The organism is Paraburkholderia sp. BCC1885, from assembly GCF_900996235.1.
Taxonomy (GTDB): domain Bacteria; phylum Pseudomonadota; class Gammaproteobacteria; order Burkholderiales; family Burkholderiaceae; genus Paraburkholderia.
Genome location: NZ_CAAJGM010000252.1, coordinates 204,163 through 225,692, shown reverse-complemented (window position 1 = coordinate 225,692; position 21,530 = coordinate 204,163). Strand labels below are relative to the sequence as shown.

Below are 21,530 nucleotides of genomic sequence, written 5' to 3'. Positions count from 1 at the left end.
GTGCTGCCTAGCTGTAGAACTCGTCGTCGAGCAGCATGTCTTCGAAGAAAGCACCGAACCGCTTCTGCGGATCACGGAGATGAATCTCCAGAATCCAGCGCATGGCAGACGGCGTAGCGTCGAGGTCTGCGAGCGATCCGGTATAGATCGTGGCATGCGGGAAATCCGATACCCGGTGGCCTGGCAGATCGAAGTTCAGTTCCCAACCCATCGAGCGTGCCGTCTCGTCGGCATAGGCGTACAGTGCCTGGCCGGTCAGCTTCTTGTTTTCCCAGACACCACGAACTTCATGGAACAGGCGCTCCGCATCACGCGCACAGCGCTCATAGGTCTCGTTGTGCCCGATGACGAACGATGCGCCGCCGTCGCCTTCCCAGGACTCGACGCGGGGGGCGATATCGACGAAGAAGATATCGTTTTCCTGGAGGACGACACCGGGAACTGACGCCTGCTTCATCGGCTTGATCGTGTTGCTGCCGAAGCGCACACGAGTCGGATGCCAGCTCAGGGCCAGGCCGGACCCGACGAGAACACTCTTGGCCATTTCCACTGCATCTTCCTCGACCATGCCGGGCTTGACGTTTGCCGCGATCTGGCGAATGGCTTCGCGGGTCTTCTGGCGTGCCAGCAGCATGCCATCGACGGAAAACGCTGGGCCGACACGCTCGGCCGATGCAAGAATTTCGCTCATCTTCGAACTCTCCGTTGCATACGTGGGCGGAAGTGCCTCACGACTGACGAAATTCTGAATGCCTGACGTCGATGAGGAAATGATTTCGAGACGCGGCTGACGGACAGATTGACGTGTTTTCGTGCCATCCGCAGGACGATAAGGTCTATAAGGTCTGTTCACCACGATCGGGTTCGCGCACGAGTCGTCGTAGTTGCAGGATCCCGTGCTTGAGTCGCTAAGGGCGGTCTTCACGCAGGCGTTTCTGGAAATCCACCGTTGCGACGGGCGGATTTCAGGGTTGCCGCCACGCGCATCGCCGGGTGAACTCAGGCAGCTATGGATGAATGCAGGCAGGGTGTCCGTTGTGGGCGCATGTATTTCAGCATCATCACTGGCCGGTTGGGCAGATATTCCCCGTAGCAGAATCCGTCATGGATGCAGCGAACAGGCCGGCGTGTGTCCCGATGCTGTGGCGATGGCTAAAGTGGGTTGTGTCCATCGGGCATATCCGGCTTTCCGCGACAGGTTAACTTTTCAATTCCGCGATGGCCCAAATGTCGTCGCGACGTGGCCCAAAATTAAGCGAAGAAAAAAATAAGACGCAGGACAATCGTTGCTTCCAATAAATGCAGACCGTCAGAAAAGGGGACAACCATGCGTCGACGTGTTTTATTCAAATGTGCAGTTGCAGCAGCGCTGCTTACTTCTATCTCTCCCTCTGTCTTCGCGCAGCAAGACGAAGTGGTTGTCGGCTGCAACACTTCGTTTCTTCCGTTTGAATTCAAACAGGGCAATCAGTATGTCGGTTTTGACATCGATCTGTGGACCGAGATAGCCAGGGGACTCGGTATCAAGTGGCGGTTGCAGCCCATGGACTTCAGCGGTTTGATCCCGGCACTCGAAACCCGAAACGTCGATGTCGTGCTGGCCGGGCTGTATATCCGGGACGAACGGAAGAAGGTGATCGACTTCTCGGATCCCTATTACCAGAGCGGATACAGCGCGGTTGTGCGTGTCGATACCAGGGGCCTCAATACTGCGGCTGATCTTCAGGGGAAATCCGTCGGTGCCGAGACCGGTACAGCTACCGTCGACTATCTCGAGCACTCGCTCAAGAACGTCGACATCCACCAGTATCCGAACATTGTCAATGCGCTGCTCGAACTGCAGACGGGCCGGGTCGATGCCGTGGTGCATGACACACCGAACCTGCTTTACTACGCCAACACGGAAGGCAAGGGAAAGGTCCGTCTGATCGAGCCACCGCTCGAGAATGGTTACGCATACGGTATCGGTTTTCAGAAGGGCAGCAAGCTTGTGGCCCCCGTCGACGCGGAGCTCGCAAGGATGAAGGCTGATGGCCGGTATAAACAGATTTACAGGAAGTGGTTCGGCAAGGATCCCTCGTGAGTCTGGCCCAACCCATATCAAGCATGGAGAAGACACTATGAACTTTGACTGGGGCGCGGTCGCGTCTGCTCTGCCCGATCTGGGCGGTGGTCTGAAATTGACCATTCTGATTGCCCTGTGCGGCATCTGTGGTGGTCTGGTTATCGGTGCGGTAGCCGGTGCGGTGTTGAGCTATAGCCGTTTCCTCACTCCGGTAGCCAATGCCTATGTCGGGTTGATCCGCGGCACGCCAATTGTTGTGCAGGTGATGTTCATTTACTTTGCCTTGCCGATGATGGCCGACATCAAGATGAGCGGATTCGCTGCTGCCAGCCTGACGATAGCTGTGAATTCAGGCGCCTTTTTTGCCGAGATATTCCGGGGCGCCCTGCAGAGCGTGCCCCGCGGCATGTACGAGGCAGCACTTGCAATGGGCCTGCCGTTCTGGCGCATCCTGACCTACGTCCTCGCGCCGCTTGCGCTTCGTCGCGCAATTCCGCCACTCGGCAACCAGGTGATCGCGAGCGTCAAGGACACCTCGATATTTCTCGTGATTGGCGTGGCTGAACTGACCCGCGAAGGGCAGGCGATTATGGCCTCCAATTTCAAGGCAATTGAGATCTGGAGTACGGTCGCCGTTATCTATCTACTGCTGATCACCTGTATCGCTGCGATGCTGCGTCTGGTTGAGAGAGGTATTGCCACGCCATGATTTCGTTTCAGAAAACAGTTAAGCGATTTGGAGACGTCACGATTCTTGATCGTATCGATCTGCAGATCGGGCAAGGGGAGGTTGCGGTCGTGATCGGGCCATCCGGCTCGGGCAAGTCGACCATGCTCAGATGCATCAACGGACTGGAGCAGATATCCGACGGCGACCTGTTCGTGGACGGGCTGAGTGTGCGAGGTTCGTCGCGCGACTTGCGGCAGATACGCCTTGAAGCAGGCATGGTCTTTCAGCAGTTCAATCTTTTTCCGCATATGACGGCGCTGGAGAATGTCATGTTCGGTCCGATTCGTGCGCGAGGCCAGTCGAAGGCTGAAGCTGCCGAAATTGCCGGGCACCTGCTCGAGAAAGTAGGCATGAGCCAGCGCCGCGATCACTATCCGTCCCAGTTGTCGGGTGGACAGCAGCAGCGTGTCGCTATCGCGCGTTCGCTGGCAGTGCAGCCGAAGTTGATGCTCTTCGACGAGCCGACCTCGGCACTTGATCCTGAGTTGCGTCACGAGGTACTGCGCGTTATGCAGGCACTGGCTGCGGACGGCATGACGATGGTCGTGGTAACGCACGAAATCGAATTTGCACGGCGCGTCGGCACACGGCTGCTGTTTACCGACGCGGGACGAATTGCTCACGATGGCACGCCCGAATTGCTTTCTCATCCGCCGAGCCAGCGGTTCAAGGATTTTCTGCGACACATTCATTGACTGATCCGTTTGTCAGGTGGCAATCCGGTATTCAAACCGCGAGCGACCGCCGGATCCATCCCTGTACGAAGTGATTCTGGAGTAAAGAGCATGAAAGCATGGGCTGTATGCGAATGCGGGCAACCGCTACGTTCGATCACGATGCCGACCCCTGAGCCGACGGGAACACAGGTGTTGCTGGAAGTGACACATTGTGGTGTCTGCCACTCGGATTTACATATCTGGGAAGGCTATTACGACCTTGGCGGCGGCAAGCGTCTGAGCATGGTGGAACGTGGCATGACGCTGCCGCTCGCCATGGGGCATGAGATCGTCGGGCGCGTGGTTAAACTTGGCCCGGAAGCGGAAGGTGTCGAGGTCGGTGACACCCGGATTGTCTACCCTTGGGTCGGGTGTGGCTTATGCGAGGCATGTACCTCGGAGCACGACAACATGTGCCAGACGCCTCGCAGCATCGGGGTTTATCAGCATGGGGGCTATGGTTCTCACGTCGTTGCACCGCACCCGCGCCATCTGGTCGATCCCGGTTCGCTCGATCCAGCTGTCGCCGCGACCTATGCCTGTTCGGGCATTACGGTTTACTCGGCGGCAAGCAAGGTCATGCCGATGTCGCCTGACGCACCGCTGGTGCTGGTGGGTGCGGGTGGGCTGGGCCTGAACGCGATTGCGGTATTGCGCGCGATGGGTCATCGCAATCTGGTGGTCGCAGACATCTCCGCAGAAAAGCGGGCAGCCGCGCTCGAGGCCGGTGCAACCACAGTGGTGGACAGCTCCGGCGAGAAGGTGGCGCAGCGCATCATCGAGGCTTGTGGTGGCCCGGTCGCTGCGGTTATCGATTTCGTCAACGGATCGGCTACTGCGCGTTTTTCGTTCGATGCCCTGCGCAAGGGTGGCAAACTGATCCAGGTGGGTCTGTTTGGCGGTGAAATCACGCTCGCGCTTCCGGTGATGGCGACGCGTGCGATGACCGTGCAGGGAAGTTTCGTGGGCTCTCCGGACGATTTGCGCGCGCTGGTGGCACTTGCTCAAGCCGGCAAACTCGCGCCGATTCCGATCGAACTGGTACCTCAGGACGAAGCCAATGCTGCGCTGATGCGCCTGCGCGACGGCAAGGTTACAGGACGTCTGGTGCTCAGGACGGACGCGGCCTGAACGACGCGCGTTCATTGTTTCGAATGAGGTCGGCGTGCATCAGTGCGCCGACCGCGTAATGCATCCCTCCGCGGGAATCAGGAAGGTAATCCATGAACTATCCCAATACGCAGCTTTACATCGACGGCCATTGGCGAGCTGGCTCGACAGGTGCCACGTTGCCTGTCACGAATCCCGCAACGGGTGTGGTGATCGGCACCGTTTCGAGTGCGACCACGACGGATCTCGAAGACGCGCTGAGTGCCGCCGAGCGGGGTTTTGACATCTGGCGTCGCACGCCCGCACGTGAGCGTGCGCGGATCATGTATACGGTTGCTGGACTGCTGCGCGAGCGTATCGAGGCAATTGCAACGCTGATGACGCTCGAGCAGGGAAAACCCTTGACGGAATCGCGTCTGGAAACACTGGTGGCTGCCGATGTTGTCGAATGGTTTGCGGGAGAAGCGATGCGCGCATATGGCCGCGTGATTCCTCCGAGATCAACCTTCGTCTCACAAAATGTACTGCGTGAGCCGGTCGGTGTGGTGGCGGCATTTTCGCCCTGGAATTTCCCGATCAATCAGCTGGTCCGGAAAATCTCGGCCGCACTGGCTGCAGGATGTTCGATTATCGCCAAAGGGCCGGAAGAAACACCTGCCTCGCCGGCCGCGCTGGTACAGGCATTTGCCGATGGCGGTGTGCCGCCAGGCGTGATCGCGCTGGTGTTCGGCGATCCGGCACAGATGTCCACGCATCTTATTGCGCATCCTGTGGTGCGCAAGATCACGTTTACGGGCTCCACCGCTGTCGGCAAGCAGCTCGCTGCCCAGGCGGGTGCGCATATGAAGCGTATGACGATGGAACTGGGTGGCCACGCTCCGGTCCTCGTATGTGAGGACGCCGACATCAGCAACGCGGCGCGTATATTGGCCGCAGGCAAGTTCCGCAATGCCGGCCAGGTTTGCATATCGCCGACCCGCTTTCTGGTGCATGAACGTGTCTACGCGCAGTTCGTCGAGGAGTTTTCTGTGGTTGCCAGGGCACTTCGCGTAGGCGATGGACTTGACGAGACTACGGGCATGGGCCCGCTTGCGAATCGTCGGCGCGTGGATGCGATGGAGCGCCTGCTGGCGGATGCGCTTGCACGGGGTGCGCGACTTGTGACAGGCGGTACGCAGATCGACCGGGCGGGGTATTTTTTCACACCGACGGTAATTGGCGAAGTACCGGTTGAAGCGCAGGTAATGAATGAAGAGCCGTTCGGGCCGATCGCACCGATACTGCCGTTCTCCGATCTGGACGCCGCGATAAAGGAAGCGAACCGTCTCCCTGTGGGTCTCGCTGCGTACGCGTTTACGCGTTCCCTCGCTTCGGCCCACCGGATCTCGAACGGGCTGGAGAGCGGCATGATCTCGATCAATCATGCTGGTCTGGCTCTGCCCGAGACACCCAATGGCGGCTTGAAGGAATCTGGTTACGGCGCGGAGGGCGGCTCCGAAGCGATCGAAAGCTATCTGGTCACGAAGTTCGTTACTCAGATGAATGTCTGACGCCCAGAGTGAACAGGTTGATCCCATGGGCCACGCTACACCCGAATCACGGCTGGAGGCCGCGGGGTTTCGGCTGCCTGGTGCGCCGAAACCCAAAGGGACTTACGCACCTTATTGCACCGCTCGAATAGGTGAGTCCCAATTCATTTCGGTCAGCGGTCAGACATGCCGCGTAGATGGCGTCGCATGGGCCGGTATCTGCACACGGGAAACCGGGCTGGATGTACCGCGTGACGCCGCCCGCATCGCGATACTTAACAGCCTGGCAGCGCTACGGGATGCCTGTGGCGGAAATCTGCAGGCGGTGGCGCAGGTGACCCGGTTACGGGGTTTCGTGCGATCAACCGACGACTTCGGATCGCATACAGCAGTACTGGATGCGGCTTCGGAATTGCTACGAATTGCTTTTCCGGATCATCGATTACCTGCGCGTTCGGCTATCGGGGTGAACAGCCTGCCGGATGGCGCGTGGGTGGAAATCGAGCTGGACGCGGTCGTCCGGTGAGGGTGGGGCGGACAGAAGGTTACGTGCTCCGCCCCAACGACCTGATTTCCAGCACGCTTCGGGTTTACGCGTGATCCAGCGTCGTCAGTTCGACCGGACCGCTCATCCAGCATCCCGCGCGGACATTGCGTGGTTCACGGAATGAGACAGAAATACGCGAAGGCCTGCCCATGGCGAATCCCTGGTAAACCGTAATGCCCGTGGCCTCGGGTGACAGCAGGTCATAATATTTCGCGCCATACAGTAGCGCAGCCGCAGCGATGCCCGTTGCGGCATCTTCCGGATATCCGGAGGAACGGGGAAACTGCCGGGCGTGCAGGGATAGCGGACGTTCGCTGTCGAGCGCAAATGGATAAAGCCCGGTCGAATCGAGCGCTTCGCAAAGATGCTGTACTGCTTCAAGCCTTGGCCGGATTGTGTTCAGGCGCTCGGCCGACTTGACCGCAACAAGTGTCTTTGCCCGACTGGTCGTGGCGTTGACGATGACAGGATGCAGCAGATCCCGGTGTTCCAGTCCGAGGACGTCGAGGGCTGCCTCGACGAGCGAGGGGTTGTCGACGGTCCTGATAATGCCGTTGGGTTGGCTGACTGCGATGACCTGTGTTGTTTGATCGAAGCGGGCCTCAACAAGGCCGCTCTTGGTCTCGATGATCGCCTGACCGGAGGTCCATCGGCCCAGGCGACGAAGCAGCCACAGCGCCCCCAGCGTGGCATGCCCGCACATCTCCATTTCGTGATTGGGTACAAAAAACCGGAAACAAAAGGTGTGGCTGGGGTCAACCGGCTCGGACACGAAAGCGCTCTCGTGCCCATATTTCTGGGCAATTGACTTCATGTCTACATCCGAAAGAGCATCGGCATGAAGCACGATGGGTGCCGGGTTTCCGCCTTGCGGTCCCGCAGCAAAGACGTTGACGAAGTAGAGTTCATTGCTTTTCATTGCGTTTGCGTTCATGTAATCGTGCAGGTCAATAGAACCGTCGCTGTAGTCGAATAATGGAAAGGCCGACGTGGTCGAGAGGCGTGATTGCGAGTCCCGGCGAAGCCGAGTCACAAGCATGCCGTCATCGATGTTTTTTTTCGCTTTCGATTGGGCCGGGTGACAAGTACGATCGGGTCATGTAGTTGTGCGACTGGGAATGCGTGGGCAGCGAACCGGTATTCCTGTGGCGCTTGTCCGAAAATGGTGCCGAAATCATGAAAAGCTATCCGACGAAATCTACCCATGTTCCCGCTGATCGGGTATCGACCGTCCGGCGCGTATCCATCTCCGATTACAGCACGCGCATGCATGAACATGAGGAATACATGTTTTTGCTGCCGCGCGTGGGGCTGCTCATGCTCGACATCGAAACCCATGGCAGGTCAATCAGGATTGCACCGTGGTCCTTTACTGCCATTCCGCCAAACCGCATGCATCAGACGCATGCAGGTCACGGGGCGCAGGAGCACATCGCGGTCTATGTCGAGAGCGATTTCGTCACCTTCTGTGAAAAGAAGGCACGCAGAAGGATGGTGACGGACCGGGTTACCGTGTCGCCGGCGCCGGGGTCTTTACTGAGTGCAGTTCGCCTCAGATATCTGGAAAGGGCCAATCCTGATGGCGATCTCGCGAGCTATCGGGTTGATCTGCTGGATCGTGTGGTGGCAACCGCCTGTATCGAAGCGACCTTGCGCGAGCAGGAGGGCCGGCGACCCCGTGCCGATGTGCGACGCAATCTGGTTGCCGATATCAAGGAGTTTCTCGACGCGACTCTCTCGGAACGTATTGATATTGACCGTGTTGCCTGTGAGTTCGGCGTCTCGAGACGTCACCTCACCCGGATTTTTCGGGACACGGTTGGGGAGTCCATAGTCGAATATCGGTCACGACAACGTGTACTTCGCGCCGCCTCGCTATTGGAATTGCCTGGCATGACGGTGATTGGTGCTGCAACCGCGGTCGGCATTGACTCACCCTCTTATCTGGCCCGACTCTTCGATAAGTACGGGAAACCATTGCCAGGTACGTTCAAGAGATAGTTGTGCGTATGTGTCCGTCCGACCGGTCCTTCATGAGTGCATTATCGGCGCGGGTCGTCTGATTCTGGCTATGCCGGTCAAGCAGGCTGCCCGTCGCGAACCTTGCCAGCTACTCCACCTGTGCCATGTGTCGTTTCCGGTACTCCGCGGGGGTCACCCCCACGTGTTTCTGGAAGGTTCGACGCAGCGTATCGACGTTGGAAAACCCGCATTTGGCGGCCACCAGCTTGGGGGTGTCGTGTCCATTTTCCAGTAGATTGCGGGCAGCAGCTACACGTGCCGCTTCGACCCAGGCTGCCGGCGTAATGCCCACTTCCGCATGGAACAGGCGTGCAAAATGCCGGGGACTGAGTCCCGCGTGCTCTGCCATGCCGGTTATGCTGTGATCGAGTTCGGGGTGGGCGGCGACCCAGCGCTGAACCTCCTGCAGGGCCGCTCGCCCCACCGGACGCGTTTCCCCTTTGCGGCTGAACTGCAATTGTCCGCCTGGTCGCTTGAAATACATGACCAGTTGCCCGGCGACGCGCCTTGCTATGTCGCGGCCCAGATCTTCCTCGACCAGCGCCAGGGCAAGATCCAGTCCCGCCGTCACACCTGCGGCGGTCCGCAACTTTCCGTCGCGTACGTAGAGGGCGTCTTCGTCGATTCGTAGCGATGGATAGGTATGGGCCAAGGCATCGACTGCGGCCCAATGGGTGGTGATATGGCGGCCATCGAGTAATCCCGTTGCTGCAAGGATAAATGCTCCCGTGCAAACCGAGCCATAACGTCGGCTACGGGTGGCCGTTGTCCGGAGCCACTTCAGGATCCTTGGTGGGAGATCGATCTTTCCTGCGTTGGGCGCACCTGCCACCAGCAACGTGTCCAGACGCGTGCCCCCTTCAGGGGCGACTGTATCGGGTAGCAGTCGCGCACCCGAGGAACTGCGGATAGGACCGGCTTCGCAGGCGATGATCCGCAGTGTGTAGATCTCTTTGCCTGCTTCGACGTTCGCCTGGGCGAACACATCGAGCGGGCCCGAAACGTCCAGTAACTGCACACCCGGAAGGGCCAGCACACCGATTACCCGGCTCATTTCAACAATACTCCTTGTGCGTACACGCGCGACGCAGATATTTTTCTGTTACCTGACTGAGCGATAGGTTTCGTTACGCTGAGCGTGGGTCAGCACGAGTTGCCAGAGCTGACCTTGCCGGGACCGGAAAAATCCGGCGCAGCACAGCAGATAATATTTCCACATGAGGTAGAAGCGCCTGCTGTAGCTTGACGCGAGGCGCGGCCATGCCTGGTTGAAGCGATCCCACCATGCCATCAAGGTACGATCGTAATCCTGACCAAAGTTATGCCAGTCCTCGATGATGAAACGCCCTTCAACGGCGTCGGTAATCTCGCGGGCTGAAGGAAGCTTTCCATTCGGGAAGATGTACTTGTCGATCCACGGATCGGTTCCCTGGCTGCTCGAGGCGAGGCCGATCGAATGGAGCAGGAACAGACCGTCCGGTGCCAGCAGACGCTTGACGGTATCGAAATAGGTCTCGTAATTCCTGGGCCCGACATGCTCGAACATGCCAACGGAAACGATCTTGTCGAATCGCCCCTGCAGATCGCGATAATCCTGAAGGATCAGGTTGACTGGCCATCCTTTGCAACGTTCCCGGGCCAGCACCAGTTGTTCCTTCGAGACCGTGACGCCAGTGACCTTGACGCCGTATCGTTCAGCGGCGAACCTGGCAAGTCCGCCCCAGCCACAGCCGATGTCCAGGAGCGTTTCTCCGGCGTGAAGTTCCAGCTTGCGACAGATCATGTCCAGCTTGTCGAACTGCGCCTGCTCCAGATCCGTTGCATTTGCCCAGTAGCCGCATGAATAGATCATGCGACTGTCCAGCATGGCCTCGAATACGTCATTGCCTGCGTCGTAGTGTTGCTCGCCTACCTGGAATGCGCGGTCTTTCGATTGAAGATTAAACCAGCGGTGGCGGATGTGCTCGTAGGCGAGCCGGAACTTCGCGGTCCCGACAGCGGCTGAGTCGATATCGGTGCGGAGCAACCTCGTGAACAGCTCGTCGAGTTGTTCGCAATCCCACTGGCCATCCACATATGATTCGCCAAGGCCAAGCGACCAGCTCGAGAAGACTTGTTTATAGACATCCCGATTGAAAACCCGGATGTCCCAGGCGTTGTCACCATTGATTGTTACGCCTGCCTTCCCGAGCAGTGTCGTCAGAATCGCTGGTGCGTGATCGGCCTGGTTGGAAATGTCATATTCAGTCGGGTTAGCGGGGCGTTGTTCACGCTTCATATTTGTTCCAGTCACACGGGTAGTGCCTGCCGTTAGAGCCTTTGGTCGGCGACCGGCTTTGGGGTCGGACTATGGCCGAAACTACCGTACTTGTGAAATTTAATATTCACATTGATTCAATAGCCTCAGTCCAGATAATGCCCCTTGCACTGTTGCTCCCAGGGAGCCGTGTGTGAGTGTGCCATCAAGAATGTCTCCGACGTTTCCGAACATTGGCGTTGTGTCCGTGAATCGCGCGAAATGGCGGGATTTGTCGCATCACGTCTATTGAAGACAGCTATCGGATCAAGCAGAATTGATGGTGTTGTCAATGGAGGTCAATCATGACTATGAATGTTGCCGGAATCGCCGTCCCCGATAGCCAACTCGCACGCGAAGTCACGGAACTGGTCCGTGATACCGAGTCGCCTCTCCTGTTCCATCATTCCAGCCGCGTGTATTACTTCGGTGCACTGGCAGGCAAGCACCGTGGCCTGAAATTCGATCCCGAGCTGCTCTATTGTGGTTGCATGTTCCACGACATGGGCCTGACCCACAAGCACAGCAGCGCATGCGAGCGCTTCGAGGTGGACGGCGCCAATGCCGCCCGCGATTTCCTGAAGAGCCACGGAATCAGCCGGCAGGACATCGATACCGTGTGGACGGCGATCGCGCTGCATACCACGCCGGGTATTCCGCAGCACATGCATCCCGTCGTCGCGCTCGTCACCGCAGGCGTGGAAATGGACGTGCTGGGTCTGACCTATCCCGAGTACAGCGATGTCGAACGAGAGGCTGTCGTCCAGGCGCATCCGCGCGGCGACAATTTCAAGGAGAACATCATCCAGACGTTCTACGAAGGCATCAAGCACAAGCCGGATACCACCTTCGGCAACGTCAAGGCCGACGTGATCGCTGACAAGGATCCGCACTTCCACGCCGGCAATTTCTGCAGCGTGATCCGCGGCTCGGCCTGGGCCGCCTGAGCGGTTTCTACACCAATGCAGTCAGCCTGGGCCAGATGCCTCTGGCCAGGCTCCGTGACTAACCCTTCAGGAGCACAACTATGACCGGGAAGTCGAATCCGCCGAGTCTGACGCATGCAACCGGCGCGCCGGTCAGCGACAACGTGAACATCCAGACCGCGGGGCCGCGCGGCCCCGCTCTGCTACAGGACGTATGGCTGATCGAGAAACTGGCGCACTTCGGCCGCGAGGTGATTCCCGAGCGCCGTATGCATGCCAAGGGCGCCGGCGCGCACGGGACGTTCACTGTGACCCATGACATCACGCGCTACACGAAGGCGAAGATCTTCTCCGAGATCGGCAAGCAGACGCCGATGTTCGCGCGCTTCTCATCGGTTGCGGGCGAGCGCGGCGCGGCCGACGCCGAGCGCGACATCCGCGGTTTCGCGTTGAAGTTCTATACGGAGGAGGGTAACTGGGATGTGGTGGGGAACAATACCCCCGTCTTCTTCTTCCGCGACCCACTTCGGTTCCCCGATCTGAATCATGCGATCAAGCGCGATCCGCGCACCGGCATGCGCAGCGCCGACAGCAACTGGGACTTCTGGTCGTTGCTGCCCGAAGCGCTGCATCAGGTCACGATCGTTATGAGCGAGCGCGGGATTCCGCGCACGTTCCGTCACATGCATGGTTTCGGGAGCCACACCTACAGTTTTCTGAATGCGGCGAACGAGCGAACCTGGGTGAAGTTCCATTTCCGCACGCAGCAGGGTATCGAGAACCTGTCGGATGCCGAGGCCGAGGCGCTGGTCGGCAAGGACCGCGAGACCCATCATCGCGATCTTTACGACAGCATCGAGGCGGGTCATTTCCCGCGCTGGACGCTGTTCATTCAGGTCATGGCGGATGCGCAGGCCAAGGCCTTTCCGTTCAATCCGTTCGACCTGACCAAGATTTGGCCGAAGGCGGATTTCCCGCTGATCGAGGTCGGCTATTTCGAGCTGAACCGGAATCCGGAGAACTTCTTTGCGGAAACCGAGCAGGCGGCTTTCTCGCCGGCCAACATCGTGCCCGGGATCAGCTATTCGCCGGACAAGATGCTGCAGGCGCGGCTGTTCTCCTATGCCGACGCGCAGCGCTACCGCCTTGGTGTGAACTTCAACCATATTCCGGTCAACGCGCCGAAGTGCCCATTCCACAGCTATCACCGCGACGGTGCGATGCGCACGGACGGCAACCTGGGCGGCACGCCGTCCTACTGGCCGAATAGCAAGGGCGTCTGGACCGATCAGCCTGAGCTTAACGAGCCGCCGCTGGAAATCGACGGTGCTGCGGCCCACTGGGATCATCGTGTCGACGACGATCACTACCAGCAGCCGGGCAATCTGTTCCGGAAGATGAGTGCGGCACAGCGTCAGACGCTCTTCGACAACACGGCGCGCGCGATGGGCGATGCCAGGGCTGAAGTAAAGCAGCGTCACATTGACAACTGCGCGAAGGCTGATCCCGAGTATGGCGCAGGTGTTGCCGCTGCATTGGCGCGGTTGGCGGCTGGTTCGCTGTAGAGCAGGGACTGCAGGGCAGGAAGGGGAGCCGCCACGCCGGCGCGGCTCCTGTCTGAATGAACGGTGAAGGAGCATGTTTTGATACCCGAGGCTGCAACCACGGAGGCGGTGGATACCGTTCTGCGTGAGATCCGTATCGGAAAGATCGCCAGGCTCGGCAGTAGCGATATCCTGTCGGGCATGGCGAAATCGCCTTGCGTGGGCACCGTTCATATTGCCCGGGAACGTATCGCGGACGACGAATACGGTGCGCCCCACCTCCATGGCGGGGTAGAGCAGGTGATACTGCAATACCCGGAAGAACACTATGCGCTGTGGCGGGACGAGTTTCCGCAAAGTGCGGAGCGTTTCTGTGCCGGGGGCTTCGGCGAAAACTTTGTTGCTACCGGATTCAACGAATCCAATATATGCATTGGCGATGTCGTCGAGGTGGGCGAGGCACGGCTTCAGGTTTCCATGCCCAGGCAACCCTGCTTTCGCCTGAACCATCGTTTTGACCAACCCGGGATGGCGCAGCGTGTCCAGCAGACACGCCGCACGGGCTGGTATTACAGGGTACTGCGGCCAGGGAACGTGCAGGCGGGCGATACCTTGCGCGTCGTCGAACGTCCGCACCGTGACTGGACGATCTCCTGGATTCAGCATTTCCTGTACGTTGAAACGGGCAATCGGGATGCCATGGCAGAGATTGTGGCGCTCGATGCATTGGCGCCACTTATCCGCGATCTCTTCAGGAAACGGCTGCAATCGCCGGGTGTCGAAGACTGGAGTTCAAGACTGGTTGAGTCGTCTGCCACGCCTTCGTCATCGGCGGAAACCACATCCGCCGACGATGGCTGGATGCGCCTGCGTGTCAGAAGCGTCACCCTGGAATCGAGCCGGGTACGGTCGTTTATTCTCGCTCCGGAGAAAGGCAGTCGATTACCGGTTTCGCAGCCCGGTGCACATGTCAGACTGAAATTGCCGAACGGATTGGAACGCCAATACTCCCTGTGCGAAAACTCGGACGGCCGGTACTACAAGATCGCGGTCGCCCTGGATCAGAACAGTCGCGGTGGTTCCCGCTGGATGCATACGGAGCCCGGGCTGGGCGACATCCTGTTGGTCTCGCCACCATCGAACAGTTTTTCCGTCGTGCCGGACGCCGATCATCACCTCATGATTGCCGGTGGGATCGGCATCACGCCGTTCCTGTCGATGATTCAGCACTTTCGCGCGATCGGCGCACGCTTCAGGCTCGTCTATCTCGGGCGCTCGGAAACGGACGCGCCGTTTGTCGAGGAACTGGGAAACCTGCGCGCGAGCGAAGTCCGCTTCCATTTCAATGATGGTGACGCGACTCGTCGCTTCGATCTGCAGGGGCTGCTTGAATCGCTCGACGAATCGACTCATGTGTATTGCTGCGGTCCGAACGCCTTGATGGATGCGGTCAGGCACGCAAAGACGAAGCTGCCAGCGTCTCACTTCCATTTCGAAGCCTTCGCGTCGACGGCGGAACCCGGTAGCGCGCAGCCGTTTATCGCGCACCTTGCGAAATCGGGCCGGTCGATTGCCGCTCCGGCCAACCAGACCTTGCTGGAAGCACTTCGCAAGAATGGTGTCGAGGTGCCTTCGTCCTGCGAGACCGGGTCTTGCGGCACATGCGTCATTGGCTACAGCAAGGGGCGCGTCGAGCATAACGACATCTGCCTGCATCAGAGCTCGCGAGATAGCCTGTTGGCAGTCTGTGTGTCGCGCGCGACGTCTGGAGAAATCACGCTCGATCTCTGAAGGATCGAGTGCTGGCTCGACGGAGATTTATCCCCTACCTAATTCGCGAGGCACGAATTTCCGTCTGCAATCTCGCGAATCCTTCGCTCAGATAATCGGCCAGGGGGCGCTTGCCTTTGCCCTCGCGCCAGTCTTCCATGGCCAGCCGCATCGTCCCGATGGCTACCATCGCAACTGTACGCAGTGCCGCCCGACGTTCCTGGTCTGGCCACATCTCGCACAAGGCCTCGAATACGGTCGTTTCCATCTCGACAAAGATCGCCTGCTTGCGGGCGCGCAGTGTTTCCGTCGAGCGCATGAGATTGTCCACGACGATGGACCGCTTGTTCTCGTGGCGAGAGACTAATTCGATCAGGCAATGACGTACGGCGGTGAGCGGCACCTGCCTGGGAGAAATGGCTAGCAGGGACGGGCGCAGCGCTTCGAGGAAGCCGTCGCCCTGCCAGTACCTCAGAATGTCTTCCTTGCTCTTGAAGTAGTAGAAGAACGTCCGCGCGGAGATACCGGCCTCGGCCGCGATGGCCTCCAGTGTCGTGCCGTCGTAGCCATTTTCCACGAATAGCCGCAGGCCGGTTTCAGCGATACGTTCCAGCGTTTCGCGCCGCTTGCGTTCGCGCAGTCCTTCTTTCTTCTCTTCCTTATCCGTCACGGATGGCACTTCCAGTCGAAATCAGTGCTTGCAATTTTACAGTAAATGCGATAATTTATTTTTACAGTAACTGTAAATTTATGAGGAAGCCATGAGAGCAATCGTTATCGGGAGCGGTACGGTCGGCGCCGCCGTGAAGGCCGCGCTGCAGGAAAAGGGTCACGAGGTCGTGTCTGTCTCTCGTTCTTCCGGGGATTTCCGGGCAGACCTTTCGGATATGGCCAGCCTGAAAACCCTCTTCAGCACGGTCGGTCATTTCGATGCGGTGGCGTGCGCGGCGGGGGACGTTTTCCCTGCGCCGCTTGAACTGACGACGGACGAGCAATGGGCCGATTCGATCAAGGCGAAGGGCATGGGGCAGATCAATCTGGTACGGGCGGCGCTTCCGTATATCGCGGACAAGGGTTCATTCACGCTGATTTCGGGCGTGCTGACGGATGAATATCTGGCCGGCGGTTCTATCGGTACCGTTGTCAATCACATGGTCGAGGGCTTCACGAAGTCGGCTGCCGTCGAACTACCGCGCGGTGTTCGGATCAACTGCGTGAGTCCCACCGTGCTGACGGAGTCTGTTGCCTATCATCCGTATTTCCCGGGTTTCATTCCTGTTGACGCCTGGCAGGTCGGGCAAGCCTATCTTCGTGCGATGTCCAATCCGTTTACCGGGCGCGTTCTCAAGCTCTACAAGACGGATTGCTGAGTCGGACAGCCTCGAATCGGACGGCTGAGGATTTCGCTGTCGCAGCCATGTCGGCGCGCCGGGAATGACTCAACTGAGGTGACGGCAATTGCGATTGCAGGCGCGATGCAGACGAAAAAGACCAGTCCGATTGGTAACGGCGAGTGCCGGGTACGGGACAGCTATATCCTAAACTCTGACCCTATGAAGCCGTAAACAAATGGAGTGGTTCTCGGTGTGAAGATCGCATACGAGAGTACTGCGCCTGTATCCAGCATCCCTATCGGAGAGTATTCATGGCCTTGTCGTCCATTGGTTCCAATCCCGGAGAAAACGTTTATTCCCAGGCGGGAAAGGGGCAGTCGTCTCCTGCGGCATCGTCGGCACTCGACGCGAGCGCGGGCGTTGCCGCCGCTTCATCGCAGGCTTCGCCCGCGGATGCGGCCCCTCAGCCGTCGACGCAGGTCACGCTTAGTCCGGAAGCAAAATCACTTGCAGCACTCTCGTCAGACGATGTCACGATGACTCAGGGCAGCATCGCCGGACTGGGTCTGCCGTCGTTCTCGTCGGTACGGGATAACCCGGCAGATCTCGCCAGCTATTTTCGAACGCTCAACTCGGAAACCGTCGCACCTCCGACCAACGCTGAAGGTAAGCAGGACGGGCAGATCAGCGAGGCGGCGTTCGAACAGGTCGTCGAGCAGTTCGGTGGCAGTAAGACTCAGGCCGACCAGCTTTTCGGCGCGCTTGGCGTGGACGACAGCAATCCCCTTACGAATACCGAACTGCTGCAGGGACTTGCGGCGACGGCCACGGACAGCAGTAGCGCCAGCTCGCAATCGCTGCTGACGTTGATGGATCAGAACGGCGACGGAAGCGTGAGCCAGACGGAATTTCTCACGCTTGAAACGGCGCTTGTGGCAGCGGAAAAGGCACCCAAGTCGTCGTCCTGATCGCCGGCGCGTGGAGAGCCGCTCAAAGCCGAGGGAAACATCCTCGCGACCCGAATGACCAATTCCGTTACGGGGCGAATCGGTCATTCACAATCTCTTCGCCGTTTGCGGGATTCAGTCACGCATCCAGCGCGTAGCCTGCCCGATTTGCACTTCGTCTGGAATCAGGGCACCAGGGCGCCTATCTGGTGCCCTGGTGCCCGAGTACCACGCGTCGATGCTGGATGCAGCCTGGCGGCACTTCAGCTTTCAGAGCATGGCTTTATTCCCGGACGTAGCACGGGTATTCCAGCTTTCGCTGGCGGGTCTCGGCCAGATCAATGGTGGCGATGACCAACGGGTCGTCGTCAGAGGTTTGATGCAGTGGTCGACCATCCGGCGAAATTGCAAACCCGACTCCCCCAAACTCCTGCCCCGATGCGCTCGCACCGCGGCGATTCGCACTGGTGAAGTAGGCCCCGGAAACTGTGGCTGCCATTGCACCTGCGGTCTTCCAGTGCTGTGTTGATGTGCCTGCTGCTCTGGGAGTGACTATAACGTCTGCGCCATCACGACCGTAACGCCGTGCATACTCGTTGAAGAAAAGTTCTGTGCAGAGTAGGACACCAACCTTGACCGGGCCAATCTGATGGCACTCGAATCCGTCGCGACCTCGGACAAACCACGTTTCCTCGAAAAAACCCGCTTCCTGCGGGAAGTACTTCTTGTGATGAATGTAGCGATATTCGCCGTTTTCCAGCACAAATGCCTCGTTGACCAACCGGTTCCCCAGTATCGCGGGGCGCGATGAGATGACCGCACCGGCCTGCAGTGAGGCGAGCGCATCCAGCGCTTCTTCATGCAACTCCGCACTACGCTTCGCGCTGTCTTCTTCGAACTCGGGACTTTCCGCGAGCCACGGACCAAAGGGCATTTCGTTCGTCACCAGAATGTCGGCTCGTGCTGCATCTACGGTCCGGCAAATTCCTCCCATGCAGCACCCTTCGGTGTCAGGGCATGGGGCCATTGAACGTAAGCAATTCTGACGGTATCCATAATCATTCGGCGGGAGGTAAGGTGCCGGAGCATTCGGGTCAGTTCACTGTCCGGACAGGATGCACGCGGGCAGTATGTAACGAACTAGTGGGCGTTGGCAACGGCTACCGGGCACGGGTTCGCTCGGACAGAAAAAATCGCCGACGTGGTCGTCGTGCGTCCGTAGCCCTGGTTGCGGGCCGATAATTATCCGGCATATCGACAGGATGTTGTATCCGACTTAGGACGACGCTCCTGATGTCGACGGTATTGTTGTGCGCGCTCCTGATCTGAATACCGCAGTACATGGGCTGATGGCGCCCGCGAGTCGTGACTGGTAGGGCGCCGTAGAGGGAGAGCGTCATTACGACATCAGACGGGAGCTTTCTGCATGGCTTCCACCGCTGCTTTACTCGTCATATTCACGGCTGCGTTTGGCGCAATACGCCCCAGCAGCTTGAGTACGTTGGCGAGGCCTGGCCTGATTTCCGTCTGACCGTTTTCCATGCCGCGAATGGCTTTCTCGACCATCGTTTCGACTGACATCGGTTTGACACCGCCTGTATCTACCTTGTTGAAATCGCCGTAAAAAAGCGGGGTATCGGTAGCCGGCGGCGCCAGCTCGACCACGCGGATGCGCGTGTTCTTCAGTTGTAGCCGAAGGCTTTGCGTATAGGCATGCAATCCGGCCTTGGCTGCGGAATAGATCGGCGCAACGGCCATCGGCACGAACGCGAGGCCGGACGAAACGTTCACGAGCATAGCTTCGGGCATCGCCCGCAGATGATCGAGGAAAGCCAGGTTTGTCCAGATCGTGCCGTTGAGATTCGTCTCAATCTCGCGTGTCACGTCGAGGAAGTCCGTGGTCTTCCGCAGATCCAGTTTGCGCATGAGGCCGGCGCACTGAATGACAACGTCGAGAGCCGGATGATCACGCAACACGGTTTCGCGTAGCGCCCGGATTGCATCGGGGTTCGATGAATCACTGCTGACGGTCTGCAAGCCGGAAAGCTTCGAGCGTGCCTCAGCGAGCGCTGTCTCGCGACGGCCTGTAACGATGACGGTATTTCCCCGGGCCAGCAACTGGCGGGCAAATTCAAGACCAATTCCCGAACTGCCGCCGGTAATGAGTATGGTTCGACCATTCATCTTCATCGTAGTGTCCTTGACGGTGGGTAGTTTTACACTGGCGTTGCATCATGCCGGTATGACATATTTATCGAAAGTGTCAATATGTATAGTGCTATGATTGACACTCCATGTCAATGTGTAAATCATGGCTACTGCACTATCGAATGGCGCTGACGCATCTTCCCGGCGGCAGCGCATTGTCCAGGCCGCGTCGGAAACGTTCCTGCGTTATGGCTATGCACGCACGACCATGGCCGATCTGGCGAGAGCGGCGGGCGTCTCCCGTCCGCTGCTGTATCTGGAGTTTCAGGACAAGGCGGATGTGTTCCGGGCGGTCACTGAGCAGGTGGCGCAACGGCTCGAAAACCGGATCAGGGCGGAACTGGACGCATTGCCCGATCTGCGCGCACAACTGAATCTGGCGTGTGAAGTGTGGATCGGAGAAACGTTCGATCTGATCGACACGCATCCCGACGCGCGGGATTTTTTCGATCTCGGGCCGGAACTGCTGGGCCAGAGTTACGACGCCTTCGAGGTTTTGATTTCCGATATCCTGAACCAGGCCGGTGCAAAGCAGACGCGCGCGCTTGCGAGACTGCTGGCCAATGCGTCAAAGGGTTTCAAGGCGTCGGCGAGCGATGGCAAGGATCTGCGCAAGCTGTTAAGGCTGCAGGTTGACGTGCTTGTCTGCTACGTGAAGCACGGCCCACATTCACAGACAACAACAGTGTCAGTGCGCAATCGTGGCTAACGCTGATGGATCACCGCGGTGACGGAAGCGCGAGTCAGACGGAATTTCTCAAACTTGAGACTGCATCTGTTGCAGTGGAAAAGGCCATCGAGTCGTCGTGGATGATGTGTACGCGGTTGGCGGTCCCGAGTCGATTCGGCTATGGCCACAATCGTTTGTTCATATTCGCGACGCAGACGAGCATCTGGCGGTAATCCTTGCGTTCGACGGGGTGCGGAGGTGGCCTGCGTCCGACGTTGGTGCCTGGCAGGTACAGGCGGTAGTGCTCAGGCTGGCGAGGCGAGGTTGGGTCCAAGCGCGACGGCAAGTTCGCGTGCTGAGGACACGGTTTGCACGGCAGGATGGAAGCGGCGTGCGGCGTCTTCGCTCGCCGGTTCGGCGGGCCAGCCGAGCACGCGCATTCCGGCCGCGATAGCGGCGCTTGCGCCAGTCGGGCTGTCTTCCACAACGATCGCTTCGTGTGCAGCGATGCCCAGTAGGTAGGCTGCGCGCTCGTACGCCTCAGGGTCAGGCTTGCCCCGACGCACGTCGTTGGCGCTGATCGAAACCAGTTGCGGTTCCTGCAGGCTCAGGGCTCGGAGATTGGCCTCGAGCAGCATCCGCGACGCATTCGAGACGATGGCCTGAGGCATGCCTCTTGCCTGAACCATTCGATATACCTCGAGCGCACCGGGGCGGGCTTGAATATCGGGTGCTTCGCCCAGATAGCGGTGCGCACGATATTTCGCCCATGTCGAATAGTCGGTCTCGATGCCGAACCGATCGCGGCATATTGCGTAAACCTCGCGGCCGGTCTTGCCGAAGATCAGTGGATGCAGTTCTTCACCAGCAGTGATGCCGTGATGCTCCAGGGCTGCCAGCAAGGTCCTGAGATGAAGCATTTCGCTGTCTGCCAGCGTGCCGTCCATATCCCAGAGGACGGCTTTGATGGGATGGGTCAATTGTGCTCTCCGGTGCGATCCACGGTCTTATCAGGCGCTCGCAGGCGCGTTCTCGTAAAAGACGTGACGCACGTTGGCCCTGCAACAGGCGGTTTCGGCATTGCAGACACGCCGCTTGACAGGGCATTCGAAAGGC

Annotated in this window: 21 protein-coding genes; 13 read left to right on the top strand and 8 right to left on the bottom strand. The window is 58.9% G+C overall.

The genetic code is table 11. The annotated features are described in order from the left end of the window. Positions 1–7 precede the first annotated feature (7 nt). Complete coding sequence (locus FQ755_RS33185) at positions 8–691, bottom strand: M24 family metallopeptidase (RefSeq protein ID WP_144161372.1); 684 nt, start codon at positions 689–691, stop codon at positions 8–10. A 636-nt stretch (positions 692–1,327) separates the two neighbouring features. Between FQ755_RS33185 and glnH the strand changes: the two genes are divergently transcribed. From glnH to FQ755_RS33155, 6 genes are all read left to right on the top strand, one after another. Then, complete coding sequence (gene glnH, locus FQ755_RS33180; RefSeq protein WP_144161369.1) at positions 1,328–2,083, top strand: glutamine ABC transporter substrate-binding protein GlnH; 756 nt, start codon at positions 1,328–1,330, stop codon at positions 2,081–2,083. A gap of 37 nt (positions 2,084–2,120) precedes the next feature. Then, on the top strand, positions 2,121–2,774 hold the full coding sequence (locus FQ755_RS33175; RefSeq protein ID WP_144161366.1) for an ABC transporter permease subunit: 654 nt from the start codon (positions 2,121–2,123) through the stop codon (positions 2,772–2,774). After that, positions 2,771–3,490 carry a glutamine ABC transporter ATP-binding protein GlnQ gene (glnQ, locus tag FQ755_RS33170; protein WP_144161363.1) on the top strand — a complete coding sequence of 240 codons (720 nt, stop codon included), beginning with the start codon at positions 2,771–2,773 and terminating at the stop codon, positions 3,488–3,490. The genes FQ755_RS33175 and glnQ overlap by 4 nt, the downstream gene beginning before the upstream one ends. A gap of 90 nt (positions 3,491–3,580) precedes the next feature. Continuing rightward, the gene (locus FQ755_RS33165; RefSeq protein ID WP_144161361.1) at positions 3,581–4,642 is read left to right on the top strand and encodes an alcohol dehydrogenase; all 1,062 of its coding nucleotides are present in this window, start codon (positions 3,581–3,583) and stop codon (positions 4,640–4,642) included. A 92-nt stretch (positions 4,643–4,734) separates the two neighbouring features. Continuing rightward, positions 4,735–6,171 (top strand): NAD-dependent succinate-semialdehyde dehydrogenase, encoded by a 1,437-nt coding sequence (locus FQ755_RS33160; RefSeq protein ID WP_144161359.1) that lies wholly within the window; start codon positions 4,735–4,737, stop codon positions 6,169–6,171. Positions 6,172–6,196: 25 nt separating this feature from the next. Beyond that, positions 6,197–6,676: a RidA family protein gene (locus FQ755_RS33155; RefSeq protein ID WP_144161357.1), complete on the top strand. Its 480-nt coding sequence runs from the start codon at positions 6,197–6,199 to the stop codon at positions 6,674–6,676. A 64-nt stretch (positions 6,677–6,740) separates the two neighbouring features. Here the strand turns inward: FQ755_RS33155 and FQ755_RS33150 are convergent, their stop codons facing one another. Next, entirely contained in the window at positions 6,741–7,616 is an 876-nt protein-coding gene (locus FQ755_RS33150) for a PhzF family phenazine biosynthesis protein (RefSeq protein WP_144161355.1), read from the bottom strand. 257 nt (positions 7,617–7,873) lie between these two features. On the opposite strand from FQ755_RS33150, the gene FQ755_RS33145 reads away from it, so the two are divergent. Further along, a complete protein-coding gene (locus FQ755_RS33145; protein WP_144161353.1) occupies positions 7,874–8,698 on the top strand; it encodes a helix-turn-helix transcriptional regulator in 825 nt (274 codons plus the stop codon). A 109-nt stretch (positions 8,699–8,807) separates the two neighbouring features. Here FQ755_RS33145 and FQ755_RS33140 read toward each other — a convergent pair whose 3' ends face one another. Together FQ755_RS33140 and cfa are read right to left on the bottom strand one after the other, a co-directional pair. After that, complete coding sequence (locus tag FQ755_RS33140; RefSeq protein ID WP_144161351.1) at positions 8,808–9,773, bottom strand: GlxA family transcriptional regulator; 966 nt, start codon at positions 9,771–9,773, stop codon at positions 8,808–8,810. 48 nt (positions 9,774–9,821) lie between these two features. Then, positions 9,822–10,997, bottom strand: a complete 1,176-nt coding sequence (gene cfa, locus FQ755_RS33135; RefSeq protein ID WP_144161349.1) for a cyclopropane fatty acyl phospholipid synthase — start codon at positions 10,995–10,997, stop codon at positions 9,822–9,824. A 323-nt stretch (positions 10,998–11,320) separates the two neighbouring features. Here cfa and FQ755_RS33130 point away from each other — a divergent pair, with 323 nt between their 5' ends. The 3 genes from FQ755_RS33130 (at position 11,321) to FQ755_RS33120 (ending at position 15,276) form a co-directional block, all read left to right on the top strand. Continuing rightward, on the top strand, positions 11,321–11,962 hold the full coding sequence (locus FQ755_RS33130) for an HD domain-containing protein (RefSeq protein ID WP_144161346.1): 642 nt from the start codon (positions 11,321–11,323) through the stop codon (positions 11,960–11,962). An 80-nt stretch (positions 11,963–12,042) separates the two neighbouring features. Continuing rightward, positions 12,043–13,506, top strand: coding sequence for a catalase (locus FQ755_RS33125; protein WP_144161343.1), 1,464 nt, complete (start codon positions 12,043–12,045; stop codon positions 13,504–13,506). 108 nt (positions 13,507–13,614) lie between these two features. Further along, positions 13,615–15,276, top strand: a complete 1,662-nt coding sequence (locus FQ755_RS33120) for an MOSC domain-containing protein (RefSeq protein WP_144161340.1) — start codon at positions 13,615–13,617, stop codon at positions 15,274–15,276. Positions 15,277–15,310: 34 nt separating this feature from the next. Here FQ755_RS33120 and FQ755_RS33115 read toward each other — a convergent pair whose 3' ends face one another. Then, complete coding sequence (locus FQ755_RS33115; RefSeq protein ID WP_186308729.1) at positions 15,311–15,925, bottom strand: TetR/AcrR family transcriptional regulator; 615 nt, start codon at positions 15,923–15,925, stop codon at positions 15,311–15,313. Between the two features lie 91 nt (positions 15,926–16,016). On the opposite strand from FQ755_RS33115, the gene FQ755_RS33110 reads away from it, so the two are divergent. Continuing rightward, entirely contained in the window at positions 16,017–16,625 is a 609-nt protein-coding gene (locus tag FQ755_RS33110; protein ID WP_144161334.1) for a short chain dehydrogenase, read from the top strand. Positions 16,626–16,900: 275 nt separating this feature from the next. Beyond that, entirely contained in the window at positions 16,901–17,557 is a 657-nt protein-coding gene (locus FQ755_RS33105) for a hypothetical protein (protein WP_144161332.1), read from the top strand. A gap of 262 nt (positions 17,558–17,819) precedes the next feature. Here FQ755_RS33105 and FQ755_RS33100 read toward each other — a convergent pair whose 3' ends face one another. Both FQ755_RS33100 and FQ755_RS33095 read right to left on the bottom strand, forming a co-directional pair. Next, positions 17,820–18,482, bottom strand: coding sequence for a carbon-nitrogen hydrolase family protein (locus FQ755_RS33100; RefSeq protein WP_260858992.1), 663 nt, complete (start codon positions 18,480–18,482; stop codon positions 17,820–17,822). 461 nt (positions 18,483–18,943) lie between these two features. Then, a complete protein-coding gene (locus FQ755_RS33095) occupies positions 18,944–19,726 on the bottom strand; it encodes an SDR family oxidoreductase (RefSeq protein ID WP_144161329.1) in 783 nt (260 codons plus the stop codon). 121 nt (positions 19,727–19,847) lie between these two features. On the opposite strand from FQ755_RS33095, the gene FQ755_RS33090 reads away from it, so the two are divergent. Then, positions 19,848–20,453: a TetR/AcrR family transcriptional regulator gene (locus tag FQ755_RS33090; RefSeq protein ID WP_144161325.1), complete on the top strand. Its 606-nt coding sequence runs from the start codon at positions 19,848–19,850 to the stop codon at positions 20,451–20,453. A 266-nt stretch (positions 20,454–20,719) separates the two neighbouring features. Here the strand turns inward: FQ755_RS33090 and FQ755_RS33085 are convergent, their stop codons facing one another. Further along, a complete protein-coding gene (locus FQ755_RS33085) occupies positions 20,720–21,394 on the bottom strand; it encodes an HAD family hydrolase (protein ID WP_409937796.1) in 675 nt (224 codons plus the stop codon). Positions 21,395–21,530: the final 136 nt, after the last annotated feature.